The sequence below is a fragment of the Rheinheimera riviphila genome, from assembly GCF_004005945.1.
Classification (GTDB): Bacteria; Pseudomonadota; Gammaproteobacteria; order Enterobacterales; family Alteromonadaceae; genus Pararheinheimera; species Pararheinheimera riviphila.
The window spans coordinates 110859-136158 of the sequence record NZ_SACS01000005.1 but is presented as its reverse complement, the minus strand read 5'-3'; the positions used below and the strand labels follow the sequence as shown (position 1 = coordinate 136158).

At 50.4% G+C, this 25300-nt stretch carries 22 protein-coding genes; 10 read left to right on the top strand and 12 right to left on the bottom strand.

The features are described 5' to 3' along the window. Positions 1–14 precede the first annotated feature (14 nt). Positions 15–1046: an FAD:protein FMN transferase gene (locus EOE67_RS06870; protein WP_240652737.1), complete on the bottom strand. Its 1032-nt coding sequence runs from the start codon at positions 1044–1046 to the stop codon at positions 15–17. Between the two features lie 148 nt (positions 1047–1194). Then, a complete protein-coding gene (locus EOE67_RS06865; protein ID WP_127698294.1) occupies positions 1195–2805 on the bottom strand; it encodes a tetratricopeptide repeat-containing response regulator in 1611 nt (536 codons plus the stop codon). A 238-nt stretch (positions 2806–3043) separates the two neighbouring features. On the opposite strand from EOE67_RS06865, the gene EOE67_RS06860 reads away from it, so the two are divergent. After that, positions 3044–4108, top strand: a complete 1065-nt coding sequence (locus EOE67_RS06860) for a hypothetical protein (protein ID WP_127698293.1) — start codon at positions 3044–3046, stop codon at positions 4106–4108. A 125-nt stretch (positions 4109–4233) separates the two neighbouring features. On the opposite strand, the gene typA is transcribed toward EOE67_RS06860, so the two are convergent. Then, positions 4234–6054 carry a translational GTPase TypA gene (gene typA, locus EOE67_RS06855; protein WP_068061496.1) on the bottom strand — a complete coding sequence of 607 codons (1821 nt, stop codon included), beginning with the start codon at positions 6052–6054 and terminating at the stop codon, positions 4234–4236. A 507-nt stretch (positions 6055–6561) separates the two neighbouring features. Between typA and glnA the strand changes: the two genes are divergently transcribed. The 4 genes from glnA (at position 6562) to glnG (ending at position 11229) form a co-directional block, all read left to right on the top strand. Then, positions 6562–7971, top strand: coding sequence for a glutamate--ammonia ligase (gene glnA, locus EOE67_RS06850; protein ID WP_127698292.1), 1410 nt, complete (start codon positions 6562–6564; stop codon positions 7969–7971). A gap of 181 nt (positions 7972–8152) precedes the next feature. Continuing rightward, a complete protein-coding gene (locus tag EOE67_RS06845) occupies positions 8153–8665 on the top strand; it encodes a DUF4124 domain-containing protein (protein WP_127698291.1) in 513 nt (170 codons plus the stop codon). 81 nt (positions 8666–8746) lie between these two features. Next, positions 8747–9817 (top strand): nitrogen regulation protein NR(II), encoded by a 1071-nt coding sequence (gene glnL / locus EOE67_RS06840; RefSeq protein WP_082971530.1) that lies wholly within the window; start codon positions 8747–8749, stop codon positions 9815–9817. A 2-nt stretch (positions 9818–9819) separates the two neighbouring features. Next, positions 9820–11229 (top strand): nitrogen regulation protein NR(I), encoded by a 1410-nt coding sequence (gene glnG, locus EOE67_RS06835; RefSeq protein ID WP_127698290.1) that lies wholly within the window; start codon positions 9820–9822, stop codon positions 11227–11229. Between the two features lie 55 nt (positions 11230–11284). Here the strand turns inward: glnG and EOE67_RS06830 are convergent, their stop codons facing one another. The 3 genes from EOE67_RS06830 to EOE67_RS06820 form a co-directional block, all read right to left on the bottom strand. Continuing rightward, positions 11285–12379: a hypothetical protein gene (locus EOE67_RS06830; RefSeq protein ID WP_127698289.1), complete on the bottom strand. Its 1095-nt coding sequence runs from the start codon at positions 12377–12379 to the stop codon at positions 11285–11287. 67 nt (positions 12380–12446) lie between these two features. Further along, positions 12447–13499, bottom strand: a complete 1053-nt coding sequence (locus tag EOE67_RS06825) for a hypothetical protein (RefSeq protein ID WP_127698288.1) — start codon at positions 13497–13499, stop codon at positions 12447–12449. Between the two features lie 442 nt (positions 13500–13941). Further along, a complete protein-coding gene (locus tag EOE67_RS06820) occupies positions 13942–14409 on the bottom strand; it encodes a Spy/CpxP family protein refolding chaperone (RefSeq protein ID WP_164852245.1) in 468 nt (155 codons plus the stop codon). A gap of 180 nt (positions 14410–14589) precedes the next feature. Here EOE67_RS06820 and EOE67_RS06815 point away from each other — a divergent pair, with 180 nt between their 5' ends. The 3 genes from EOE67_RS06815 to EOE67_RS06805 are packed head-to-tail and all read left to right on the top strand — an operon-like array spanning position 14590 to position 17788. Then, the gene (locus EOE67_RS06815; RefSeq protein ID WP_127698286.1) at positions 14590–15294 is read left to right on the top strand and encodes a response regulator transcription factor; all 705 of its coding nucleotides are present in this window, start codon (positions 14590–14592) and stop codon (positions 15292–15294) included. Beyond that, the gene (locus EOE67_RS06810) at positions 15291–16664 is read left to right on the top strand and encodes an ATP-binding protein (protein WP_127698285.1); all 1374 of its coding nucleotides are present in this window, start codon (positions 15291–15293) and stop codon (positions 16662–16664) included. The genes EOE67_RS06815 and EOE67_RS06810 overlap by 4 nt, the downstream gene beginning before the upstream one ends. Next, positions 16661–17788: an alpha/beta fold hydrolase gene (locus tag EOE67_RS06805; RefSeq protein WP_127698284.1), complete on the top strand. Its 1128-nt coding sequence runs from the start codon at positions 16661–16663 to the stop codon at positions 17786–17788. The genes EOE67_RS06810 and EOE67_RS06805 overlap by 4 nt, the downstream gene beginning before the upstream one ends. Before the next feature lie 6 nt (positions 17789–17794). Here EOE67_RS06805 and EOE67_RS06800 read toward each other — a convergent pair whose 3' ends face one another. Further along, complete coding sequence (locus EOE67_RS06800) at positions 17795–18745, bottom strand: cation diffusion facilitator family transporter (protein ID WP_127698283.1); 951 nt, start codon at positions 18743–18745, stop codon at positions 17795–17797. A 24-nt stretch (positions 18746–18769) separates the two neighbouring features. Beyond that, positions 18770–19234 carry a tRNA (cytidine(34)-2'-O)-methyltransferase gene (locus EOE67_RS06795; protein WP_127698282.1) on the bottom strand — a complete coding sequence of 155 codons (465 nt, stop codon included), beginning with the start codon at positions 19232–19234 and terminating at the stop codon, positions 18770–18772. A gap of 167 nt (positions 19235–19401) precedes the next feature. On the opposite strand from EOE67_RS06795, the gene EOE67_RS06790 reads away from it, so the two are divergent. Beyond that, positions 19402–21183, top strand: coding sequence for a bifunctional diguanylate cyclase/phosphodiesterase (locus EOE67_RS06790; RefSeq protein ID WP_127698281.1), 1782 nt, complete (start codon positions 19402–19404; stop codon positions 21181–21183). A gap of 85 nt (positions 21184–21268) precedes the next feature. Here EOE67_RS06790 and gpsA read toward each other — a convergent pair whose 3' ends face one another. Genes gpsA through EOE67_RS06770 form a run of 4 tightly spaced genes read right to left on the bottom strand, consistent with a single transcriptional unit; the run spans position 21269 to position 23498 of the window. After that, positions 21269–22267 (bottom strand): NAD(P)H-dependent glycerol-3-phosphate dehydrogenase, encoded by a 999-nt coding sequence (gene gpsA / locus EOE67_RS06785; protein WP_127698280.1) that lies wholly within the window; start codon positions 22265–22267, stop codon positions 21269–21271. Positions 22268–22283: 16 nt separating this feature from the next. Next, on the bottom strand, positions 22284–22766 hold the full coding sequence (secB, locus tag EOE67_RS06780) for a protein-export chaperone SecB (RefSeq protein WP_127698279.1): 483 nt from the start codon (positions 22764–22766) through the stop codon (positions 22284–22286). A gap of 31 nt (positions 22767–22797) precedes the next feature. Next, positions 22798–23109 (bottom strand): glutaredoxin 3, encoded by a 312-nt coding sequence (gene grxC, locus EOE67_RS06775; RefSeq protein ID WP_420849762.1) that lies wholly within the window; start codon positions 23107–23109, stop codon positions 22798–22800. Then, positions 23073–23498, bottom strand: a complete 426-nt coding sequence (locus tag EOE67_RS06770; protein WP_127698278.1) for a rhodanese-like domain-containing protein — start codon at positions 23496–23498, stop codon at positions 23073–23075. The genes grxC and EOE67_RS06770 overlap by 37 nt, the downstream gene beginning before the upstream one ends. Positions 23499–23727: 229 nt before the next feature. On the opposite strand from EOE67_RS06770, the gene gpmM reads away from it, so the two are divergent. Continuing rightward, a complete protein-coding gene (gpmM, locus tag EOE67_RS06765; protein WP_127698277.1) occupies positions 23728–25272 on the top strand; it encodes a 2,3-bisphosphoglycerate-independent phosphoglycerate mutase in 1545 nt (514 codons plus the stop codon). Positions 25273–25300 lie beyond the last annotated feature (28 nt).

The window sequence follows — 25300 nt, the reverse complement described above, 5'->3', positions numbered from 1 at the left end:
ACCGTTGCAACCAGTTATTGCAATGACACTGCCTGACTTTTATGCAGTGCATCGCTGCTGATTTCAATCAGCTCGTCGGCCTGTTGATCAATAAATAACACTTTGAGACCCAACCGATCGGCGACCGGTTTACCATCTTTACTGCCTAAACATAAAAAGGCGGTCGACCAGGCATCACCCAACGTAGGATCTTCAATCAATACCGTGGTGGAGACTGTTTGATGTTTCACCGGTGAACCGGTACGGGCGTCCAGTACATGACTGTAGCGCACACCATCCGCATCAAAATAATGGCGATAGGTGCCGGACGTCATTACCGCGAGAGGTTCATTTTGTTTGACGGTAATTATTTTTTGCAAGGTTTGGGCTCCTGGCAGCGGTTTCTCTATCGCTACGCGCCAATCCTGTTGTTCCGGTTTTTTCCCGCGAACTAACAATTCACCACCGACTTCGACCAGATAATTTTCAATGCCCGCTTGTTCGACAATTTTCGCCAACTGGCCAACGGTCCAGCCTTGTGCGATCGAAGATACATCAAGACGCAACTGTGGCAACTGTTTTGCTAACATCCCGGCGCCGGATTCATGAATTTTCGCCATCCCGATGGACTGCATGGTCTGCTCCAGTTGCTCTGGTGTCGGGTGATGAAACTGATCGGCTTTAAAGCCCCATAAATCAAACAACGGTTTGACGGTCAAATCATAACAACCCTGGCTTTGCGATGAGACAAAACGGGCTTGCGCCACCAGTTGCACCAGTTCAGTGCCAACTTCCACCGGCTCCATCGTCTGCAACTGATTAAATTTTTCTATGGTGGAATCGGGACGGTAATTCGACATTGCCAGATCAATCCGTTCCAGCTCGGCGGTGATTTGTTGCTGCAAGGCGGCCTGATCAACAGGTTGATCGCTCCAGTAACTGATATTGTAAGTTGCACCCTGCGCCGGGCCACTGAACTTCTTTAACGGATCGGCTGGGGTGCAGCCAACACCAATGGCACAACAACACAACACGGTAGTCAACCGCTTTGAAATAGCCCACATCATTGAAATCCCCCGTATTTAACTCTGCGGCAGTTTACAAAAGCCCCGCCACAATTGCCAGTAAACTACCCCGCTGATTTTCACCAGCACGTCTAAGTGACAACGCACTTCAAAAAAATCACGACCGAACAATGATTTACCTTCGGTTTGTTTACAAATCAAGATGTCCGAGGATCACTTGGTAACGTTTTTCCTGCTCCATCGGCAAACGTCCTTCGGTGATCACCTCAACACAATGTTGCGCCAAAGCCCGTAAATCGACGGTCAGACGTTCACGCATACTAATCGCCTGCAGCAAATTCAACGCAATATTAACGTTGGCCGGCATGGTTTCCAGCGCTTTACGAAAATACTCAATCGCAATTGAATACTGACCACTACCAAAAGCATCCATCCCGGCCGCATTTTGCTGCATCAGCTGTTGCCGCAATTGCTGATGTTTCACCTGCTCGTGCTGCATCATCAGATTCAGCGCGCTGCAGTACAAATCATCATCCTGCGCCACGGTACTCAGCGCCGCCATATAGTGATCACACATCGGTAAATTACCGGCTTCATAATAGGCGCGGGCGCGGTCCAGCATGCCGGATGGCGACAGCGGTTTTTCCAGGGTCAGCTCTTCACTGTTTTGTAGCAGCTCCAACGCCTTTGCGGTTTTGCCCTGCAGTAATAAGATCCGGGCATCCAGCACCATCCGATCATGCTCAAAGCTCGCCGGATGAAACCGTTTTTTGATGGTGGTGACAAAGGCGTCGATGCGGGTAAAAGTGTCATTGCGATCTTTTTCTTGCTGATCTTTGGCCACTTCGACCATGGCTCTGGCGTAATTCAGCATATTGTCGGCGGTGTCATACATCGAATAACGCGACGCGGTTAGCAGCCGCTGATACACCTGTACCGCCTGCTGCTTTTGATTGTCGATGGTGGATAATGTTGCCAATACATGCTGACGCAGATAATTTTTCGGGGAATGCCGCGCCACTTGTTCCACGGCGGTGAGTGCTTCAGCCGGCCGGTTCTGACTGATGTACAACCGGGTCAACCAATCTAAAGCTTCGGTCTTGGTTTCAGCAATACCAGAAAGCTCCTGCAATAACGCTTCCGCTTCATCCTGCCGCCCCTGATAACCGTAAGTCACTGCCAGGCCAAGCCGAGCCCAGCCGAACTCCCGTACGGTGAGCGCCCAGGTATATAAATGCTCTGCTTCGTCATAACGGTCGAGTTTAATCAACAATTCGGCTTTTAAGCGCGTCGCATGCATGGCGTACTGGCTTTTGTGATCAACAATATGGTCGCAAGCCTGCACCGCTTCTTCGTAATTTTTACGATTGATCGCCTGATAGGCCAGCTGCAACGCCTGACGGATATGGTAAGCACGGGATATCCGGCGTTCCAGTTCGGCATAACTGAAGGGTTTTAGTAAATAGTCAGCAGGTTGGAATTCGACCATGCCGTGCACGGCCTGACGTTGGCGTTCGGCGCTGATCACCAGAAAACAACAGTCGGGCTTGAGCAGTTGCTCACTGCGCAGCACTTCAAACAGCTGATAGCCATCACGGCCCTGGCCTAAATGAAAATCGCACAACACAAAATCAAACGGCATCCGGCGACAATGACCCAGCGCCATCTCGGCATCACGAGCCAATATCGCGTCATCAAAACCAATCAGCAGCAACATACTTTTCAGGTAGCTGCGAATTTGATCAGAATCATCAACCACGAGCACGGTTTTAGTTTTGTAGAATGCGCGTCGCGATGTCATGCCTGCTCCTGCACTACCATTCTTCCCGTTAATTCAGACAGCGGAACAATACACAGCTCTGCTGCTGCTGGCCATAATTTTTACAATTTTCATTTTCTGGACCATGCTTATTTTGCGGCACCGTCTGAGTCATCAGGACGTCGTACCGCCTTAACCTAGCCTCGATGTCAGTCTGCATCAGCCCTACCTCAGCTGCGATGAAGGGTGTCAATGGCCAATAATTGAACAAGGATCTTCAATGAAATGGATATTCCCGCTACTGCTGTTGTCCGTCGTCATTCTGAGCGGTTGCTCTGTACGTCCGCTGACTCTGCAACAAGATTACCAAAGTGTGCGCGTTACTATGTCCGGAACACCGCAAGACAGTTATGTGCTCGTTGATCAGATGGATCAACTGGTTAGCCAGGCCACCGTATCGGGCGACCAATTGATCTTTGCGTTACCGCCGCAGCTGGTTGTCGATCAGTGTTTTAGTGTGCAGAGCTTGCAGCAACAACAGTCACTGGCCGAACCACCGTATTTCATGCTGTCGCTGGTGGCACAATACCGCGATTTGTCGATGCGTAGAATGCAGGTAGAACAGGAGCTACAAGCGGCGATTGACGCCGAACTTCACTCGCGACAGTTTCATACCAACACGATGCAGGCATTAGCACAGCACCCGGCATTCGCCGAAAACAGCTGCCAGGTACCGCCACAGCAAGTATTACCGGCGGAGCCGTTCACCAAATGTCAATCCGAACCGGAATGCCGCAGTGAAGGGGGCGCTATCTGTTTCAGTCTACTGTTAGGAAACGAAGGTTGTGGTATTGCCGCTCAGCAACTGCAAATTCCTGGGTTGCTATCAAATCCGGGCTGTTCTGCCATGGCCGCCGAATTGGCGGGTGAAAAATATCAACTGGATCAAGCCGTCGTCGATGCACTGGCGGGCTATGCCGACGATATCGCGAATCAGATGATCCAAAGTGAATCGGGGTTTGAACAATTCTTTGGGATCGTGCTCAAAGGCGTTGGTTATGCCGTCAAACTGGAAAATGCTCTGCAATGTACCGACGATTTTGTGCAGCAACATTTTGGCCCTAAACTGGCTTGGCAAGCTGAAGTTCAGCAGATCATCGCCGCACCACAACGTCTGTACAATCAATGTCAGCAGTTTGTGCAACACACCCATCAGTCAGTCGCCGCGATCCATGCCGCCATTGCACAGCAGCAGCAACTACAACCTCAACTCACGGCGATCAGCGAGCAATTAACCGCATTACAACAGCAGCAACAACCACTTGATTCGTGCCCCTATCGTTGATTTAAGCGGACGGCCTGCGACATCAGAACCATAAATGCAAAAGGCCAGCAGCTGCTGACCTTTGGTTAAACTTCCGAAATCGCTGATACCCTTCATCCTTGAAGATTCGGGGTATCGCTGAGCTATTAGCTACGGCTGGCGCGTTTACGGTCGTTTTCTGTCAGGTGACGTTTACGAATACGGATTGACAGTGGTGTTACTTCTACCAGTTCGTCGTCGTCGATAAACTCCAGTGCCTGTTCCAGCGTGTAGCGGATTGGCGGCACTAAGTTGATCGCTTCATCGGTACCTGATGCACGGACGTTGGTTAACTGTTTGCCTTTTAAGCAGTTTACAGTTAAGTCGTTGCTACGGCTGTGAATACCGATAACCTGACCTTCATACACTTCATCAGCATGACCGATGAACATACGACCACGTTCCTGCAAAGAGAAAATCGCGTAACCAGCGGCTTTACCCATGGCGTTAGAAATCAGCACGCCGTTCATCCGCAGACCGATTGAACCGCCTTTGTACGGGCCGTAGTGGTCGAAGCTGTTGTACATCAGGCCGGTGCCTGAAGTTAACGTCATAAACTCAGTACGGAAACCAATCAGACCACGGCTTGGCATCTGGAAATCCATCCGGATACGGCCTTTACCGTCTGGCTGCATGTTGGTCATTTCAGCTTTACGCTCGCCCATTTTCTCCATGATCGAGCCCTGGTGCTGCTCTTCCACGTCAATGGTGACGTTTTCGATGGGTTCCATTTTCGCGCCGTCAACCACTTTCATGATCACTTCCGGACGAGAAACAGCCAGTTCAAAACCTTCACGGCGCATGTTTTCGATCAAAACGCCTAAGTGCAATTCACCACGGCCAGACACTTTGAACTTGTCACCGTCTTCAGTTTCTTCAACACGCAGTGCCACGTTGTGTTTCAGCTCGTTGGTTAAACGCTCTAAAATCTGACGTGAAGTCACGTACTTACCTTCTTTACCAGCAAATGGCGAAGTGTTGACCTGGAAGGTCATGGTCACTGTTGGCTCATCTACTTGTAATGGTGGTAAGGCTTCAAGGTTGGTGGTGGCACAAATAGTGTCAGAAATTTTCAGTTCGCCTAAACCAGTGAATGCAATGATGTCACCAGCGTTTGCTTCTTGAGTTTCAATCCGCTCCAGACCTAAATAGCTGAAGACCTGACCCACTTTACCGTTACGTTTTGAACCATCAGCACCTAATACAGTAACTTGCTGGTTCACTTTTAACGAACCACGTTTGATGCGGCCGATACCGATGATGCCAAGGTAGCTGGAATAATCTAACTGAGAAACCTGGATCTGCGTGTCGCCGTTCAGTTCAACTTTTGGTGGTGCAACGTGCTCCACAATCGCTGCGAACAGGTCGTTGATGTCAGTTTTTGGTTCGTTGTAATCAAGTGTCGCCCAGCCGTTGATGGCTGATGCGTAAACGATTGGGAAATCTAACTGCTCGTCAGTCGCGCCTAAGTTGTCAAACAGGTCGAATACCTGGTCAATAACCCAATCCGGACGTGCGCCTGGACGGTCAATTTTGTTCACGACAACGATTGGTTTTAAACCGTGGGCGAACGCTTTTTGCGTCACGAAACGTGTTTGTGGCATTGGGCCTTCAACAGCGTCAACTAACAGTAATACTGAGTCTGCCATTGACAGTACGCGCTCAACTTCACCACCGAAATCGGCGTGGCCTGGTGTGTCCAGGATGTTGATGTGGTAACCGTTCCAGCGAACTGAAGTGTTTTTGGCCAGGATGGTAATTCCGCGCTCAGACTCCTGCGCATTTGAATCCATCATCCGTTCTTGTAACTTCGCGCGGGCATCGAAAGTGCCGGATTGTTGCAGTAATTTGTCAACAAGTGTAGTTTTACCGTGGTCAACGTGCGCGATGATGGCTATATTGCGCAACTTGCTGAGATCATAAGACATGTATGTGGTGCTCGCTTAGTGAAGTGTTAATGTGTACCCGCATGTATCAAATCACAGCAAGTACCCGAAAAATTCGTGCGCGCATTTTACCTGCTTTGTGGGTCGGAGGGAAATTTATCTGTTTGCAGCATTTTTCAGCTGCAACTGAATTCGCTATTTTCTGCCTCTTATTCCACGCTATTGATCGATTTTTTTCGTAGCGACCTGTCACCTGACACAATCCAGTGAAAAAATTGCACGGTCTGCGCAACATCACCCAAAAACTTGCTATGGTTAGCGCTGCATCCAAAGTGGTGCAACAGTAGGCTGCAACGCACCATAACAAGGCGTTCGCGCACCAAATTGATGCACGGCACTGAGGGTGTGTGGAAGGTTTGTTGGCTGAATCAATTAAAATCAACAACTTATATAATTGGCATACTATTAGCTTAGTAAGCGCAACTTGTCGGTTGAACCGATATCTTCAAGTACAGTTTGAGTATTAACAGGAATAATCCGGAGGATTGCATGTCTGCATCGAACGTTCTGAGCTTTATGAAAGAAAACGACGTGAAGTTTGTTGATTTACGTTTTACTGATACCAAGGGTAAAGAGCAACATGTGACTATCCCTGCCAACCAGATCAATGAAGATTTCTTTGAAAACGGTAAAATGTTTGACGGTTCTTCAATCGCTGGCTGGAAAGGCATCAACGATTCAGACATGATTTTAATGCCTGAACCAGCGTCGATGAAACTGGATCCATTCTTCGAAGAAACCACGTTAAATATCACTTGTGATGTCATCGAACCAAGCACAATGCAAGGTTACGATCGTTGCCCACGTTCTATCGCTAAACGTGCGGAAGAATACTTAAAATCAACCGGCATCGCTGACACCGTCTTATTCGGACCTGAGCCAGAATGGTTCATGTTTGATGAAGTCCGTTTCAAAACTGACATGTCAGGTTCATTCTACAAATTAAACTCAGAAGAAGCGGCCTGGAACTCAGACGCTGTCTATGAAGGCGGCAACAAAGGCCACCGTCCTGGCGTAAAAGGTGGTTATTTCCCGGTACCACCAGTAGATCAACACCACGATATCCGTAGCGCTATGTGTATGGTGCTGGAAGAAATGGGTCAGACCGTTGAAGCGCATCACCATGAAGTTGCGACTGCAGGTCAGAACGAAATCGCTACTCGTTTCAACACTTTAACCTTAAAAGCTGACGAAACACAGATCCTGAAATATGTGGTCCACAATGTGGCGCACATGTACGGCAAAACTGCGACTTTCATGCCAAAACCAATCGTTGGTGACAACGGTTCAGGTATGCACTGTCACCAGTCGTTAGCCAAAGACGGCGTCAACCTGTTTGCCGGCGACAAGTACGCTGGCCTGTCAGAACTGGCTTTGTATTACATCGGCGGTATCATCAAGCATGCGAAAGCCATCAACGCTTTCACCAACCCGTCAACCAACTCGTACAAGCGTCTGGTGCCACATTATGAAGCGCCGGTGATGCTGGCTTATTCAGCCCGTAACCGTTCTGCTTCTGTGCGTATTCCACTGGTACCAAGTGCAAAAGCACGTCGGATCGAAGTGCGTTTCCCGGATCCAGCGGCGAACCCGTATCTGGCATTCGTGGCGCAGATGATGGCTGGTCTGGATGGTATCCAGAACAAGATCCACCCAGGCGATGCGATGGATAAAGACTTGTACGATCTGCCACCAGAAGAAGAAGCGTTGATCCCTCAGGTCTGTGGTTCTTTAGATGAAGCACTGGACAACCTGGACAAATCTCGCGCTATCTTCACCAAAGGCGGCGTGATGTCAGACGAAATGATCGATGCTTATATCGCACTGAAACGTGCTGAAGCGAAAAAAGTTTCGATGGCTGTTCACCCACTGGAATACGATCTGTATTACAGCGTATAAACAACAGCGTTTGAACAGATTAGGCTGCTAAAACCAGCGTTAATCAATTGATTTTCAAACATATAACTTTTTAGTGAAAAAGCCCGCAACTGCGGGCTTTTTGTTCTGGTCAAATCAAACAAAGCGCGATAGAGTAAACAAATAATTACCAAACAGCTATTGTTGTGAAAATAGGTATCCAATGAAAAAAGCACTGTGGTTGTTATTACTCACATGCCTTGCTGCAACAGCAGCAGACGATAAGAAAGTTTTTGTCACCGTCGACAAAAATAACAATCTGGTGTTTTCTGACAGCCCAAGCCCTGGCGCTACCCAAGTCACCGTGAAAGATACTGCGACGCAAATGGTTCCTACGACACCTGGTGTGTCAACGTCAGTGGTGCAGGAAAGTACTAAATTCGAAGTCGCCATCTCCAAACCTGAACAACAAGGCACTGTCCGTGAAAACAGCGGCACCGTCTATGTGTCTGGCCAAATTAAACCCATGTTCGCCCAAGGCCTGCGGGTGAAACTGTATCTCGATGGCAAACAAGTGGCCGGCCCGACCGGTAACGCCAATTTTATCCTCCACAACGTCGATCGCGGCGAACATCAACTGACCCTCGAACTGCTTGATCAAAGCGGCAAGATTATTGCAACCAGTCCGGTAACGACCTTCTATTTGCATAGAGCTTCGGCTATTTCACCAAAATAGTGCATCGCGGCTGAATTCTCAGCCATCACCAGTTACACTGGAGATTAGGATGCACTAAAGTGGTGCAGAGGAATCAACACTGTGACGCAGACCCCAAAGTCGCTGGATTTAACCGGCATCGACTACGCCAATCACCTGACCACAGCCATCATGGTGTTGGATGCACAACTACAGGTACAGCATTTTAATACCGCCTGTTGTGCTTTATTAAGCATCGGCGAAAAACGCCTGCAAAATCATTACTTTCCAGCTCTGTTCCAATTCAGCGATTTACATGCCAGCCATCTCGTCAGCACCCTCACGACGAAGCAGGGGTTTGGCGTCAGCGATGTCAATTGTGTGCTGCCGGATGGCCGCCATATTCTGATCGACATTACCGCCAGCGCCCTGGAAACCGAATTACCGGCATTATTGATTGAACTACGCCAGGTCGACCAGCAACGTAAAATCAGTATGGAAAGCCTGCAGCAACATCAGCATTTGGCGGCGCGTGAACTTATTCGTGGTCTGGCGCATGAAATTAAAAACCCCCTGGGTGGCTTGCGTGGTGCAGCACAATTGCTGGAAGAAACGCTGAATGAAGAGCAAAAAGAATATACCCAGCTGATTATCGCCCAGGCCGATCGGCTGCGAAATCTGGTCGACCGGTTACTCGGTCCTTACAAACCACCGCAGCGGCTGGTGTCCAACATGCACCAGATCATCGAACGGGTCAGCCAACTAGCACAAATGGATAACCCTTCCGGCGTGCAGTTTGTGCGGGATTATGACCCGAGCATTCCGGACTTTTTACTCGACCCGGAGCTGATTGAACAGTCGCTGTTGAATATAGTCCGCAACGCCCAGCAAGTGTTACCAAACGGTGGCCAGATTGTATTGCAAAGCCGAATTTTACATCAGCACACCATTCATGGTCGTCGCCACCGTTTAGTAGCAACCATCAAAGTGATTGATAACGGTCCCGGCATTCCGGCGGATATCAAAGACACTTTGTTTTACCCGATGGTCAGCGGTAAACCTGGTGGCACTGGCCTGGGTTTATCGATTGCACAAACCCTTATCCATCAACACGATGGCTGGATTGACTGTGAAAGTTGGCCCGGCCGTACCGAATTTACTCTGTATTTACCCATCAACTCGCAAGGGGCTTAAGCATGCATCAGGATGTCTGGATTATTGATGATGACAACTCCATCCGCTGGGTGTTAGAAAAAGCGTTATCACGCGCTGGTATTGTCTGTGAAAGTTACGCCTCCGCCGATTTAATGCTGCAGCGGCTGGAATACGACCAACCTGCGGTAGTGGTTTCTGATATTAGGATGCCCGGCACCGATGGCATGGCGTTGTTATCGAAATTACAGGAACTGGCGCCGGAACTACCGGTGATTATCATGACCGCGCACTCAGACTTAGACAGTGCGGTGAACGCCTTTAAACGCGGCGCTTTTGAGTATTTACCCAAACCTTTTGATATCAATGAAGCGGTTGGCCTAATTAGCCGCGCGCTGGAACACGCGATGGCGAAAAAGCCCAAAGCGCAGCCAGCACCCACGTCACAACTGACTGAAATTATTGGTGAAGCACCGGCGATGCAAGAAGTGTTTCGCGCCATTGGTCGTTTATCACGTTCCAGTATCAGTGTGCTGATTAACGGTCAAAGCGGTACCGGTAAAGAGCTGGTGGCGCAGGCGCTGCATAAACACAGCCCGCGTTCTGAACAGCCGTTTATCGCTTTGAACATGGCGGCAATACCAAAAGATTTGATTGAATCTGAACTGTTTGGCCACGAAAAAGGCGCATTTACCGGCGCGGCAAATTTGCGTAAAGGCCGTTTTGAGCAGGCCGATGGCGGCACTTTATTTCTGGATGAAATTGGCGATATGCCGCTCGATGTGCAAACCCGGTTGCTGCGCGTGCTCGCCGACGGCCAGTTTTACCGGGTTGGTGGCCATCAGGGTGTGAACGTTGATGTGCGGATCATCGCAGCGACGCATCAAAACCTGGAACAACTGGTAGCGGAAGGTAAATTCCGCGAAGACTTATTCCACCGCTTAAACGTCATTCGCATTCATATTCCGGCGCTGAAAGATCGCAAACAGGATATTCCAAAACTGGCGCAGCATTTCCTGCAACAAGCAGCGAAAGAGCTGAATGTTGAAGCGAAAAGTTTAGCTTTGGATACTGAAAAGTATCTGGCGCAACTGGACTGGCCCGGCAACGTACGGCAGCTGGAAAATACCTGTCGTTGGTTAACGGTGATGGCCAGCGGCAAACAAGTATTGCTGTCGGATTTACCGCCGGAACTGACCGCTGCACCAAAAGTGTTCAGCCCGCTTGGCGGTGAACAGCATCACAGCTGGCAAGATTTACTGGCCGCCTGGGTACAGCAAAAACTGACTGCCGGTGAAGAAGATATTTTGTCCGAAGCAGGCCCGGAGTTTGAGCGCATTGTGCTGAAACAGGCGCTGCAATTTACCCATGGTCATAAACAGGATGCGGCAAAACGGTTAGGCTGGGGACGAAATACCCTGACCCGGAAGTTAAAAGAACTGGATATGGAATAAAGGTTTGGGTTGTCGCAGTTATAGCGCAACCCAACATCACGTCTTCATTAAACCGTTATTCACTGCCCGCCATTTTTTGTAAAAACTCTAAGCGCTGTCGATCCTCAGCGCTTGGCTCGGCTACAGCATCGGTCAGCTGTGCCGGGTCAAAATCCCCTAAGGCGAATTCAGGTTGCGCGCTACGACCATAACGCGCCGGTTCAAACGGCGATGGCGAACGTCGTTCTAACTGGAAAGTCGTTAACAGATAGTGATCCGCCGGGTCCGAATGAAATGCATCCTGCCTGGTGCTTGTTGAATCACGTGGCGCGCCTTGTAAGACCAGTTTATGCGCCTTTAAATCCAGTGTTTGTGTGCCTTCTGCCAGGTCTGCACTTGCCGTCAGCTGCGCCACAGGCTGACCGTCCGCGGTCATTAAGTTTGCCCGCAGCCGATACGTGCCGGCCAATTCCACCTGAATTTGCACCGGGATCACCATATCGCTGCCCCGAGCCAACAGCGGCTTCACGGCGGTGATGATCGCAACCGGCTGACTATATTCAATACCGGTCTGCACACTCTGGGTTTGCCCTGCCCCGCTAAACTGGAATTCGACAATCAACGGGCCATCCCAATGTTTTTCGGCTGGCAACGTTGCAACATACTCGCCGCGACTACCTGAAAGAGTTTCTGTAACCAGCAGCTCACCGCTGAGTTCGTTCTTGAGGAGCACCTGCACTTGCGATAGCTCGATATTCTGCGCTTTTAAGCGAACCACCACCGGTTCAGGTGCACTGAACCGGTATTTGTCGGCTTCAATACTGACGCTGGCACCGCCCTCAAGCGGCAACTGCTGCGCAATAAACTGATTAGGTGCCAGCAACTGCGTATCGGCAAGAGTCAGCGGCCTGACATAATCCGGCAGTTGCAGTTCTTCGGCATAGGCTGTTGCCACCAGTGCGAAACTTTGTTGCATCGTTTGTGGCAATTGTTCTGGTTTTGACGGAGCCTGCGTTGTCACAGTGGTGACTTGTTTAGTTTCGGCAACCACTGTAGTTGTGGGTTCAGCTTTTTTCATCAATGTTGACACAGGCTGATCGGTGGGCCACTGCCACCAAACGACTGCGAACAGCGCAAGCAGCACCGCCAACAGCCAGGATTTTTGTTGCATATTTACTCCGGTGATCCGGCAGCGGCCAAACACACTTTTGCCCACTGCCTGCCAGGTTCAACTTGGGTTAGTTCGCAGCACGAAACACCAGATCAGTCATGCTGAACTGGTCCGAGCCAGTGACTAACTGATACTTCGAACTGAAGACCCACCAGCCGCGATTTTCCTGATAAGTCGTAAATTTCAGGGCGCGCTGATCAAGATAGTTCCCCTGGCTCCGCGCAGCTGTCACTTGCCCTTGCCGTTGCAGGCCAATAGTGGCGTTGTGACTGTAACTATCACTCATCAGCAATGGGTAATGATAAGGCATAAAGTTGCGGACACCGGCCGACTGGCTTTCCAACTTACCATCGAGCGCAATACTGGCCGAGCAGCTATCAAAGGCTGCAGCCTGCGAAGCGCCACAACTTGAATGCGGGGAGACCACTCCGTCATCATCGCCGGGTAAAAATGGGCTGGTCACGCCAAGGTAATCCGAAGCACCACCGACAAAACGCAGTCTTGGTACTTTACTCAGGGGCTGTGGCGCTAACTGCCTGGCCGTATTCACCCGCAAATCAAGTAATACACCAACATTACCGGCGGATGGCGTTTCACCCAGCCATAACGACACCGCAAACTTCAGCGCGCCATCAATCAAACCGCCACCAGTCGCCACATTCACCGCTAAATCGGCGAGTTCAGAACCACCACCGGCGCCGGAAAAGTCAAAAGTAGCCACGATATTCAGCGGTGTTAAACCGGCATTTTTTAGCCATAATGCTTGGTTATCAAGGATGTAACGGGTTATTAAGTCGCCGGTGGAGTGATTAACGAAAATGCAGCCTCGCGCGCAGGTGCCGTCTATTGCCAACTTTTTCAGCTGTGGCCAGACATAGTCACTGGCGATTTTCACGCTGATCCGCTCTTGTGAGGGCCAGTCAATCCGTAAATCGGCGCGGCTGGCCCAATAGTCTTGCCAATATTCCTGGCCATTCACTTTGACCTGACTGGCGTTGGGTTTATCTTTTAAATTATCGGGCTGAAAACCGTGGATTAACACCACCGGATAGCCGCCCACTGCAGCACTGACATTGATACTGCAAAATACTGCGGCCAGCAGCATTGCTGTTATTTTCATCTACGATCCCCTTGTCTGGATTTGATTTTATTTTGATTGGCTTTTTAGTTTTACGGAACAGACAGCTGACAGATCCGATTTCTAAGATAGAGCAGTTCAATACAATCACAATCGTCATTTTGGGGAACAAATGTTAAATTAAAGCCGGCTTCAGCGGCTGTTTGTTTGAAATAAAGGGCAATTTCCATACATAAATATCACTTCAACAGCATAAATCAGCGTGATCCGCAGCAACAGCTGGCACAATCAAGTGGTCATATAAGGTTTAAAGTATTTGCTCAGATTATTTTAGAGAAGGGTTAAATTAGTTGTACAAAGCGGTTGCAGCTAACCATCATACTCAATCATCTCACTCAAAAACCGGATAAAAAAAGGCGCTTGACCACAAAGGTCAAAGCGCCAGTCAGGATGAACATTTTAATAACCAGCCAGAGCTCGCAAATTATTCAGATGAGGCGGCCTTTTCACGTATTTTGTGGCGCATTTTCGCTTTACGTTCATCCAGTTTGGCTTGCTGCTCTGGCGTTAATACTGCACGTAACTGGTGCTGAAATTTCAACTGCGCCACTTCCATTTCCAGCCGTTTGGCTTGTTGTTTTTCCAGTAACACCCGCACTCCGGCTTCATCAAAAGTAGGCGCCTGCAATAAAGTGCGTAACTCTTCGCGACTTTCTGCAACGACTGCCTTATCCGGCATGGTCTGACGATGCGCTGCGGTGAGCTGTTCAATTTGCGCTTTTTGCGCATCGGTTAAATCCAACCCTTTAAACATTTTCATGCCATGCTGGTGATGCATACCATGTTTATGCCCTTCCCTGTCACCAGCGCCTTCCCCAGCAAAGGAAGGCATCGCCGCGCTGACCATTAATACCGAACTTAAAATTGCCGCCATCAGATTAAATTTTTTCATCATCGTTACCTTAGGTTGTGAAACACAAACCGTTTGTCCGGCTGGACGAAACAGCGATGAACCAAGCATACTCTGTGCAATGCAAAGCAACGCCAAGCACGGGTAAAGGTTGTGTAAAGAGCCTTGTCGCAATGTGTCGCCGATTTACACTGACGCAAAACCTACCGCCGGAGATCAGAAGTGAGTAGTCAAAGGATCCTGTTAATCGATGATGATGTCGAGTTAAGCCAGCTGGTCAGCGATTATCTGACACTGGATGGCTTTAGTCTGGACGTTGCCTCCGATGGTGTAAGCGGCTTGCAACGGGCGCAAAGTGGTTTGTATCAGCTGATTTTGCTGGACGTGATGTTGCCCGGTCTCGATGGTCTGTCCTTGCTGCGGCAACTAAGACAGTCAAGCTATTGCCCGGTGCTGATGTTAACCGCCCGGGGTGATGACATTGACCGGATTGTCGGGCTGGAACTTGGCGCCGATGATTATCTGGCGAAACCTTTTAATCCACGTGAACTTAGCGCCCGGGTACGGGCGATTCTACGTCGCGTTGAACTGGCACAACAGCAAAGCGCCAACCCGGTCGCAGCGCCGCTGTTGGAATTAAATCAGGTACAACTGAACCGGCAAAATCGTCAGGTCTGGTGCCAGGGACAACAAGTGGTGCTGACCGCCACCGAATTTCAAATTCTGGATTATCTGATGAGTCATGCCGGTCAGGTGATTACCAAAGAAGACTTAAGCAAAGCCGTGCTCGGCCGCGCCTTACAGCAATATGATCGCAGTCTGGATATGCATATTAGCAATATCCGTAAAAAACTGGCCAGTTGTGATCCCACTGAAAAAATTCAAACCTTGCGCGGTAGCGGTTATTTATTTTTGGAGCAGGCATGAAGTTTAGCGGTCTGAACCCGTTTCGCTTGTTGGCCTTTCGGATTTTCGCCTGGTTCTGGCTGGTGTTATTGCTGACACTCGGCGGCGCCTGGTTGCTGGCGCGCGGCTTAAGCGACGACACCGAAATCCGCCGGCTGCCCCACGGTATCGCCGAACAGCTCGAACCTTTGCTGAAATCGCTGCACAAAGCCGATTCAATTGAAGAGCTGGCGGCACGGATCAACCGCCGCGATCGCAATCGCTGGTTGATTGTCGAGCCTGAACAAAATCAGGTACTGAATAGCGACATCTTGCCGAGAAATTTTAACCAACAATGGCTGACCGAGCTGTCACAACTCAATCGGCCACGCTTACTCATTCACCGTAAAACCGTGTTGGCCGGGCCTTTTTTAGTCCATTTCAAAGGTCAACACCTGGCGCTTTATCAACTGCGGCCCAGACCACAATCGCCTGGGCTCGACTTAATGTCATTACCTGATTATCTGCTTCCCGCTTTGTTGGTGTTGGTGTCAGCCCTTGCCAGTTTTATTCTGGCTTTAACCATCACCAAACCATTGCGACTGTTGCAGCAAAAAAATCTCGATTTTGCCGCCGGAGATTTAACGGCAAGAGCCGACGCGCCAGCCAGGCGCAATGATGAAATAGGCGAACTGAGCCGTGGTTTTAACCTGATGGCGGCGAAAATCGGCGATTTGCTGCAAAACCAACAACGGCTGTTACGTGATGTGTCGCATGAATTGCGCTCACCGCTGACCCGCGCCCAACTGGCGATTGCGCTGGAGCAACGTCAGGGCGGTGGCGCCCAATTACCACGGTTGCAGCAGGAACTGGAGCGCGTCGATCAACTACTTGGCGAGCTGTTAACCTTCAGCCGTTTAGATGCTGGCCAATACCAATTACAGTGCCAGGATGTTGATTTATATGAACTGATTGAAGAAATTATTGCCGTCAATCAACTGGAAGCGGATCAAAAGCAGTTGCAGGTTAGCTTACAGGGGCCAAACCCCTGCCCGCTCTTGATTGAACCCAAATTACTGGCTCGTGCCATTGAAAACGTGCTGCGTAACGCGATTAAATACAGCCCCGACCGGGCGCAAATTAGCTTTGTGCTATCGCAAACGGCGACCACCACCACGCTTGCAATTGCGGATCAGGGGCCAGGTATTCCGACCGATAGTCTGGAGCAAATCTTTGCGCCCTTTTACCGGGTATCGGACAGTCGCAACAGCCAAACTGGCGGCACTGGGCTTGGGCTGGCGATTGCAGCGCAAGTGGTGCGGCAACATGGTGGCCAGATTGCCGCTAGCTTACCGCCTGCCGGTGGGCTTTGTATCACCCTAACCTTACCGCCCCGGACTGCGATTACATGATGCAATGGCCTGAATTTAAAGCGCAGTTGTCTAGTGGCGATTTTGCCAGCTCCGATGATCACAGCACCCGCGCCACCCTGGCGCTGGCTAAGCGCTGGCAACAGGCAACACACGGCACTTTTGATAGTGTTAGCAAACTTAATAACCACAGCGCTGCACCAAACCAGCTGCAACTGCATTTCAGCTATTGGCAACCCGCAGGCGCTACCGCAGCTTTAGTGCTAATCCCGGGGCGGATTGAAGCGGGCCATAAGTATCTGGAACTGATCAACGAAGCGCTGCACGCCGGTTATCAGGTCTATGTGCTGGATCATCAGGGGCAAGGTGCTTCAGGTCGGCTTGATGACCAAAGCCAGATTGGTGATGTGCGGGATTTTGATGATTATGTCGCTGATCTGGCGAACTTTATTCAGCAAATCATCAAGCCAAAAACCAAACTACCGCTGCTGGCGTTGGCCCACTCGATGGGCGGTGGGATTTTGTGTCGGTACTTGCAGCAAGAGCGGCAACAAGAGCTGCAGCTAGAGATGCAGCAAAAGAAGCAACAACAGATACCACAACAGCCACATCATGGTTTAGCTGCCGCCATCTTTTGTTCACCGATGTGGGGTATTCCAACCCATCCTTTACCACACGTCTTGGCTTTGCCGCTGAGTCGTGTGGTAAGTCAGCTCAATCAGCTGTGTAGTCAGCAAAGTTGGTACATTCCAGGACAAGGCCCTTATCAAAACCGGCCATTTCTCGACAATGATTTAAGTCAGTGTGTTGAACGGTATCAGTGGTTTCGATCGTTATATCAGCAGTTTCCGGCGTATCAGCTCGGCGGCATCAGCTGGCGCTGGCTGGCTCAGGCGTTGGCGGCTTGCCAGCAGATGCAAAAAGACCCTGCCCCACAACTACCTTGTTTATTGTTGCAAGCAGGTGCGGATCAGGTGGTGGATAATGCCGCGCAAACAAAGCTGTGGCAGCGTTTTAGTCAAAGCTCCGGTTGGTCAGCCTTATCAGCGCAGCATCTGCTGGCCGATGCACGACATGAAATCCTCTTTGAAACGGATAAGATTCGCGGACTTGCCCTGTCAAAGATCAATCAGTTTTTACAGACGTTGCCGGTTACTGGCAGCTGACTGGGTTTAACCAGAAACAGCTTGCGTCGCCAGCAGCGGATATTCCGCCTGCGTCACCGCTGATGCCGGATCAGCATGAATAATCACTTCGGCGTCGCTAAACAAGGCGGCAATCTTGAGCTCAGCGTCATCGACGATATCGTGCGCCAGCACCAGCGATAACTCGTCCGGCAGCACTAACCGCAATTGCACAAAAACTTTCGGGCCTGCCTGACGGGTGCGCAGCTGATCCACCGCCAGCACCTGTGGCAACGGCTGTAGCGTATCCACAATCAACTGCCGCTGCGCTGTGGTTAATTCCTGATCTAACAAATGTTTCAGACTTTCCCGCGCCAACTGCACGGCATTCCAGAATAAATACAGTGCAATCAGCGCCGCCATCACCGCATCGGCCCACAACACACTATTAGCCACTAAAAACAGCGCCAAAATCACTGCTGCATTCATCAGAATATCACCGCGATAGTGCGCTGAATCGGCTTTGACGGCTAAGGATCCGGTTCGTTTGATCACCAATCTTTGCACCAGCACCAACATGATAGTTAAAGCGGTACACAATACCGTGAGCCAGATCCCACTGGAAAGTGCGGCTATTGGCTCCGGACTGTGATAACGACTCACCCCTTGATAGAACAACAACACCGCAGCGCCGGTTAAAAACGCCGCCTGAAACAGCGCCATCACCGCTTCCATTTTGCCGTGACCAAAGCGATGATCAGCATCGGCGGGTTTGAGCGCATACCGTAAAGCGGCAAAATTTAACAGCGACACCAATACGTCGAGCAGCGCATCCATAAAGGACGCCAGCGCGGCAGCGGCGTTGGTCATCACCGCCGCCGTCAGTTTCAGCAGCACAATCAGCACCGCGACGCCAAGCGTCAGAAAGCCAGAGCGCCGAACCCATTTGGCATAATCCGCGTGGGCAGTGTCGGTGACTGGCAGTTGTTGCTTTGGCATGAGACTTCCTTGAATTGGTTGACGTTAAACGGCGCCGGCAAACCCTTGCTGACGCCAGGCTTCATAGCTAATGATGGCCACCGCATTGGCCAGATTTAAACTTCTTGCATCCGGCATCATCGGGATACGGATTTTCAACTCACTTGCTATCGCATCGCGCACTGCGTCCGGCAAACCGTGAGTTTCGGAGCCAAACAACAGTACATCATCTGGTAAATACAGCACATCAGTATGCGGCCGACTGCCTTTTGTGGTACAGGCGATAATCCGCCGCCCCGCCATCGCCAGCTCAAACGCCGCGTAATTGGCATGACGGGTGACGTTGGCTAAATCATGATAATCAAGCCCGGCGCGGCGCAGCTTTTTCTCTTCGAAATCAAAACCCAAGGGCTCAATTAAATGCAGGCTGCAGCCATTATTGGCGGCGAGGCGAATAATATTGCCACAATTTGGCGCAATTTTGGGTTCGAACAAGGCAATGTGAAACATAAGCTCGATTCAGAATATTCACGGGAAGGCGCAGTATATCGAAAAGTGGCAGTAGGCGCAGTGGGTCAGGTTTTTTCTGCACATCACTTTCGCCATAAACTGGCGGTTTTTGATGTCCAGCCTATAATTTCGGGACAACCCATTGGCAACGGAATGCAGGACTTCAGATGGAAACATTCGGCGGCTGGCTCTGGCTTCTGACAACAACCTACGGTTTATGGCTATTACCTTTGTTGGCCAGCGTCTGGTGGTATCGCCAGCGGCAATTACAACCAACACCACATACGCTCAGTCTGGATGTATTTTTTCAGCGGTTAGCGTGCCCGGCCTGGTTTGCAGATGAGCATTTTCAATTACGCCAGAGCAATCAAGCGATGGCCAATTTTCAGTGGCCAACCGGGCTGCGGCCGCAGTTATTCAGCAGTCGCCAATGTTTGCAAAGCGCATGGCCCGATATTCAGGCTGAACTGCAACAGAATCAAAGCTGGCAAGGTGTGGTCTGGATGCCGACCGCAACACTGCCCCGTGCGCTGCAATTAACTATTACCCCACTAACCCGTCGCCAACCTGGCTATTACCTGATTGTGCAACAGGACATCAGCGAGCAGCAGCAACAACAATCTGAGTTACAACAACTCAGTACGCACGACGCACTCACCGGTGTGTCGAACCGGACCTTGTGGCTGGCGCAGCTTGAGCCTGTTTTGCTGCAATGCCGTAATGCCCAACAACATTTTGCCATTTTGCTGCTGGAACTGACGGAACTGGAACAAATCCGCCAGCAATTCGGCATCAGCAAAGCCCGGCAGTTTGAGCAATGGATAGCACAACAACTGCAGCACCATTTACCGGCAGGTGCCAGTCTGGGCCAGTTTACCGATCGCCGTTTTGCGGTGTTATTAACGGCGCAGCATTGCCAGCAAGCACCGGAACAGGCCAGCCTGCAGATTGCCCGGCAGTTGCAACTGGCGGTGCACGGCCCTTGCCCGCTGGATGATTTTGATTTAATCGGCCAATGCGCCATTGGCGTGGCGCTGTTTCCACAAGGTGGCGAAGATGTAGAGACTTTACTGCAACATGCCGACTGGGCGCTGCAACAAAGTTTGTTGCAGCAGCAATCAATTTGCTTATGGCAGCAATCGGGAATGGCCAACGTCGCCGATGCGACCTTAGCCGAAGAACTACAGTACGGCCTGAAGCAATATCAATTTGAACTGTATTTTCAGGGCTGTTACCAGTTACAGGACAAACAACTACTGGCAGTCGATGTGCAATTGGCCTGGCACTCGCCAGGCAGAGGTTTACTGTGGCTGCCGCAGTTTAAAGCGGCTGCCGAACAAAGCCATTTGTTGTTGGGTCTGGAGCGCTGGCGCTTTTCGCAACTTTGTCAGCAGATCTGGCAATGGCGGCAACAAGGCTGTCAGCTGCCGACATTCCGGCTGGAATTGTCGACGCTGCAACTACAACAACCTGATTTATTGCCCTATTTACTGCATCACTTGCAAGAGTGGCAATTACAACCTGAATTGCTGCAATTGCTGATCACCGAGCAATATTGGCTGCAGCAGCCGGGCATGGCGATTACGCAGCTGCAGGCATTAAAGCATGCTGGTTTTAGCCTGGTTTGGCAGGATTTTGGCAAAGGTCATACTGCACTGGCGTTATTGGCCGAAAATTTTTGGTCAGAAGTGATGCTGGCGAATTCGCTCATCGACGATTTAGAGTTGCAGGACAACCAGCGAAATATCTGCGCCAGCTTAATCCGGCTCGCCAGCTACCATCAACTGACGCTGACAGCACAAGGTATCGACAATGAAATGCAGGGTTATTTATTACATGTGATGGGCTGTTGGTCCGGGCAAGGTTCGTTGTTTGATCAGCCGAAAACTGCTGTACAGATCAGCGCCGATTTTATCCTGCTGCCGCAACCAATCAGCCAGGCCGGTTAACCTGCGGCCTGGTCGCTGATGCTGTTGGCGTGCTCATCATGTTGTACGGCTATTTTACGGCTATTATAAGGCGATGGTACGGCTGCTATTCGTCGCGCTTTTCGCGGCCCAGTAAATCAATCGCCGCTAATTTGGCATCTTTGCCCTGATACAACACCTGGTAAATTTGTTCGGTGATGGGCATTTCCACGCCAACACGCGCCGCCAGATTAAATACTTCTTTGGCATTGCGATAACCTTCCACCACCTGACCAATGCTGGCCATCGCGGCTTCAACGCCAGTGCCTTGTCCAAGCAGTAACCCAAAACGACGGTTGCGTGACTGGTTATCGGTACAGGTCAGCACTAAATCGCCTAAACCTGCCATCCCCATAAAGGTTTCTTTTTGCGCACCAAGGGCACAACCTAACCGGCACATTTCCGCCAGGCCCCGGGTGATCAGTGCGGTGCGGGCATTGGCACCAAAACCAATACCATCGGCCATACCGGCACCAATGGCAATGACGTTTTTCACGGCGCCGCCCAGTTGCACACCAATAAAATCAGGGTTGGTATAGACACGGAAGGTGCGGCCACAATGCAGTAAGTCGGACAAAACAGTAATAAATTCGCTGTCAGTGGACGACAAAGAAATAGCGGTCGGTAAACCCAACGCCAGTTCTTTGGCAAAAGTCGGTCCGGACAACACGGCCAGCGATACGTCTTCGCCCAGAATATCGCGCGCGACATCCTGCAACAACCGACCGGTATCCGGCTCCAGGCCTTTAGTCGCCCATGCCACCCGGGCATGCGGCAACAAATAAGGCTTAATTTGTTTTAAGGTGTCGGCGAAAGCATGGCTTGGCACCACCACCAGAATATTTTGACTGGCAGTCACCGCTTCGACCAAGTCAGCGGTAACTTCCAGCGTGTCTGGCAGACGAATTTCCGGCAGATACTTATGGTTGATTCTGTCGGTTTGCATCGCCGCCACGTCTTGCAGACTGCGACCCCACAACAGGGTGTGATGACCGTTTCGCGCCAGGCAAATTGCCAGCGCAGTGCCGTACGAGCCGGCACCTAAAACTGTGATTGCCGCAGTCATAGCAGACGCCGCAGACTTAGTTTGGCAGCTGAGCTTGCGCTTCAGCCTGACGCTGTTGCACGTATTGTGCGAACAGAGCGTCGAAATTTACTGGTGCCAGGTTTAACTGTGGGAAAGTACCCCGGTTGACCAGGCTTGATACTGCTTCACGAGCATATGGGAACAGAATGTTTGGGCAGAATGCCGCTAACATATGCGCCATTTGCGCATCGCTGACTGCAGGAACTGAGAAAATACCGGCTTGTTGCACTTCACATAAAAAGGCTGTTTCTTCGCCAATAGTGGCGGTCACAGTTAATGACAACACCACTTCAAAAGTACTGTCGTCCAGCTTTTCGCTGCGGGTATCCAGGTCCAATTTTACTTCTGGTTGCCAGTCTTTGCGGAAAATCGCTGGTGAATTTGGCGCTTCAAAAGAAATGTCTTTGACATAAATGCGCTGAATAGCGAATTGCACTTGTTGCTCGTCGGCAACTGCATTGATTTGTTCGTCGGCCATGATTAGTCCTAACTGATAATTTGATTAAAATTTAGCGAAGCAGAGTGTCCAGTTTTCCCTGCGCTTCGAGCGCATGAAGATCGTCACAGCCACCAATATGTTGATCATTAATAAAAATCTGCGGCACCGTAGTACGACCACCGGATTTTTCGATCATTTCAGGGCGCAGTTCCGGTTGTTGATCAATGCTGACCTCCAGGAACTGCACTCCTTTTGCCGTTAATAAGGCTTTTGCGCGAACACAATACGGGCAATAGGCTTTAGTGTAAATAGTGACGCTGGCTGCACTCATCAAGGCGGTTCCCGTTATTTTTTTACCACTGGTAAATTTGCTTCTGCCCATTTACTCATGCCGCCACGCAGCACCGCAACCTGGCTAAAGCCGGCTTTAATCAGCTGTTTTGCGGCACCTTGCGCCGACATTCCAGCCTGACAGACCACAATAATGGGTTTGTTTTTATTATTTTCAAGCATTGGCAGCTGCAAACTGAGTTGTGCTAAGGGGATATTACGGGCCGAAGTAATATGGCCTTTTTTGAAATCATCGACTGAACGAATATCCAACAGCACCGCATCTTCCCGATTGACTTTAATCGTCAGTTCGGTCGGCGACAACATCTGGATTTTCGACAGTAGCGACTGTACCCAACTGACCACCAACGCGATAAGAATGCCGCCCCAAGCCAGGCTCAGTAATTGATGATTACCGGCAAATTCGATGTATTGCTCCATAGCTTTTTACTTCCGTCAAAATTCGATTGGCGCCGAGTATAACGGCTTTCAGGGGCAAAAACAGCCCTGCCTTTTCTGGCGGTTGTGGAATTTCACCGACTTTCGCAGACTTTTAGCCGAGATCATGCACCAGTTGCACATTTACTAACCAAGGTTGATTGGAGTCGTCAACAAATTTGGGTAAGATGGACGTCCGAATGATGATCAAGCAACAAGATGCGGAGCAGTGATGACAAAGCCGGGTAAACCTTTAGTTCTTCTGATTTTAGACGGTTGGGGTTATCGCGAAGATCCGGCTGACAACGCAATTCTGCAAGCCAATACCCCGGTGATGGACAGGCTGTGGCAACAGTGCCCACACAGCCTGATTTCCGGCTCTGGTATGGACGTTGGTTTACCGGATGGCCAAATGGGCAACTCGGAAGTTGGCCATGTCAATTTAGGTTCGGGCCGGGTGGTTTATCAGGAATTCACCCGCATCACTAAAGCCATCAAAGATGGTGACTTTTTCCAGAACCCAGCTTTAGTGAATGCAGTCAGAAGTGCTGTTGCCCAGGGGAAAGCAGTGCATTTGATGGGCTTGTTATCGCCAGGTGGTGTCCATAGCCATGAAGAGCATTTAGTAGCGATGATTGAATTAGCGCATCGTGAAGGCGCCCGCCAGATTTATTTACACGCATTTTTAGATGGTCGCGACACGCCTCCCCGCAGCGCCGAAGCCTCGTTAAAGCTGGTGCAAGACAAATTCAGCACCATCGGCAGCGGCCAAATCGCCAGCATCATCGGTCGTTATTTTGCTATGGACCGCGACAAGCGCTGGGATCGGGTACAACAAGCCTATGAATTGATTGTGGATGGTAAAGGCCTATTTCAGCACCACGACGCTGTCGAAGCTTTGCATGCTGCCTACGCCCGTGATGAAAACGACGAGTTTGTCAAAGCCACCGCCATCACCAACGCCGCTGGCGAGACGATTAAAATTGCCGATGGCGACGCGCTGATTTTTATGAATTTCCGTGCCGACCGCGCCCGTCAGTTCAGCCGTACTTTTACCGATAGCGATTTCAGCGGTTTTGTCCGCGAGCGAGAGCCGAAATTAAGTTCGTTCGTGCAACTGACTGAATACGCAGCCGATATTAAAGCGCCAGTGGCTTATCCACCTACTGCATTAGATAACGTGCTGGGCGAGTGGCTGGCAAAACATGGCAAAACGCAGTTACGGATTTCCGAAACTGAAAAATATGCTCATGTCACTTTCTTCTTTAGCGGTGGCCGCGAAGATGTGTTTGCCGGTGAAGAACGGATTTTGATCCCATCGCCATCGGTTGCGACCTACGATTTACAACCGGAAATGAATTCAACTTTACTGACTGATAAGCTGGTCGAAGCCATTCATAGCAACAAGTTTGATGTGATTATCTGCAACTATCCAAACGGCGATATGGTGGGTCACACCGGCATTTTATCGGCGGCGATTAAAGCTGTGGAAGCGGTAGACACCTGTATTGGCCGGGTGGTTGAAGCGCTCTCTGCAGTGGGTGGCGAATGTCTTATTACCGCTGATCACGGCAATGCTGAACAAATGGTCGACCACGAATCGGGTCAGGCCCACACCGCCCATACCAGTGGCCCGGTGCCGTTGATTTATGTCGGCCGGGACGCAACGCCAGTTGCAGGTGGCATTTTAAGTGATATCGCCCCGACCATGCTGCAACTGATGGGCATGCCGGTTCCGGCCGAGATGACCGGCAAATTGTTGTTTAAACTCCAGTGATTTTTGTCAGTCGCACCATCAAATGCGC

Excerpts from the sequence above, each read along its gene's own strand:
- EOE67_RS06860 (WP_127698293.1), top strand. The coding sequence starts at position 3,044 with ATGAAATGGATATTCCCGCTACTGCTGTTGTCCGTCGTCATTCTGAGC.
- glnA (WP_127698292.1), top strand. The coding sequence starts at position 6,562 with ATGTCTGCATCGAACGTTCTGAGCTTTATGAAAGAAAACGACGTGAAG.
- EOE67_RS06770 (WP_127698278.1), bottom strand. The coding sequence starts at position 23,498 with ATGGAGCAATACATCGAATTTGCCGGTAATCATCAATTACTGAGCCTG.
- gpsA (WP_127698280.1), bottom strand. The coding sequence starts at position 22,267 with ATGACTGCGGCAATCACAGTTTTAGGTGCCGGCTCGTACGGCACTGCG.
- EOE67_RS06790 (WP_127698281.1), top strand. The coding sequence starts at position 19,402 with ATGGAAACATTCGGCGGCTGGCTCTGGCTTCTGACAACAACCTACGGT.
- secB (WP_127698279.1), bottom strand. The coding sequence starts at position 22,766 with ATGGCCGACGAACAAATCAATGCAGTTGCCGACGAGCAACAAGTGCAA.
- EOE67_RS06810 (WP_127698285.1), top strand. The coding sequence starts at position 15,291 with ATGAAGTTTAGCGGTCTGAACCCGTTTCGCTTGTTGGCCTTTCGGATT.
- EOE67_RS06825 (WP_127698288.1), bottom strand. The coding sequence starts at position 13,499 with ATGAAAATAACAGCAATGCTGCTGGCCGCAGTATTTTGCAGTATCAAT.
- EOE67_RS06830 (WP_127698289.1), bottom strand. The coding sequence starts at position 12,379 with ATGCAACAAAAATCCTGGCTGTTGGCGGTGCTGCTTGCGCTGTTCGCA.
- EOE67_RS06800 (WP_127698283.1), bottom strand. The coding sequence starts at position 18,745 with ATGCCAAAGCAACAACTGCCAGTCACCGACACTGCCCACGCGGATTAT.
- EOE67_RS06795 (WP_127698282.1), bottom strand. The coding sequence starts at position 19,234 with ATGTTTCACATTGCCTTGTTCGAACCCAAAATTGCGCCAAATTGTGGC.
- EOE67_RS06870 (WP_240652737.1), bottom strand. The coding sequence starts at position 1,046 with ATGATGTGGGCTATTTCAAAGCGGTTGACTACCGTGTTGTGTTGTTGT.
- EOE67_RS06820 (WP_164852245.1), bottom strand. The coding sequence starts at position 14,409 with ATGAAAAAATTTAATCTGATGGCGGCAATTTTAAGTTCGGTATTAATG.
- EOE67_RS06865 (WP_127698294.1), bottom strand. The coding sequence starts at position 2,805 with ATGACATCGCGACGCGCATTCTACAAAACTAAAACCGTGCTCGTGGTT.
- grxC (WP_420849762.1), bottom strand. The coding sequence starts at position 23,109 with ATGGGCAGAAGCAAATTTACCAGTGGTAAAAAAATAACGGGAACCGCC.
- glnG (WP_127698290.1), top strand. The coding sequence starts at position 9,820 with ATGCATCAGGATGTCTGGATTATTGATGATGACAACTCCATCCGCTGG.
- EOE67_RS06805 (WP_127698284.1), top strand. The coding sequence starts at position 16,661 with ATGATGCAATGGCCTGAATTTAAAGCGCAGTTGTCTAGTGGCGATTTT.
- typA (WP_068061496.1), bottom strand. The coding sequence starts at position 6,054 with ATGTCTTATGATCTCAGCAAGTTGCGCAATATAGCCATCATCGCGCAC.
- EOE67_RS06845 (WP_127698291.1), top strand. The coding sequence starts at position 8,153 with ATGAAAAAAGCACTGTGGTTGTTATTACTCACATGCCTTGCTGCAACA.
- gpmM (WP_127698277.1), top strand. The coding sequence starts at position 23,728 with ATGACAAAGCCGGGTAAACCTTTAGTTCTTCTGATTTTAGACGGTTGG.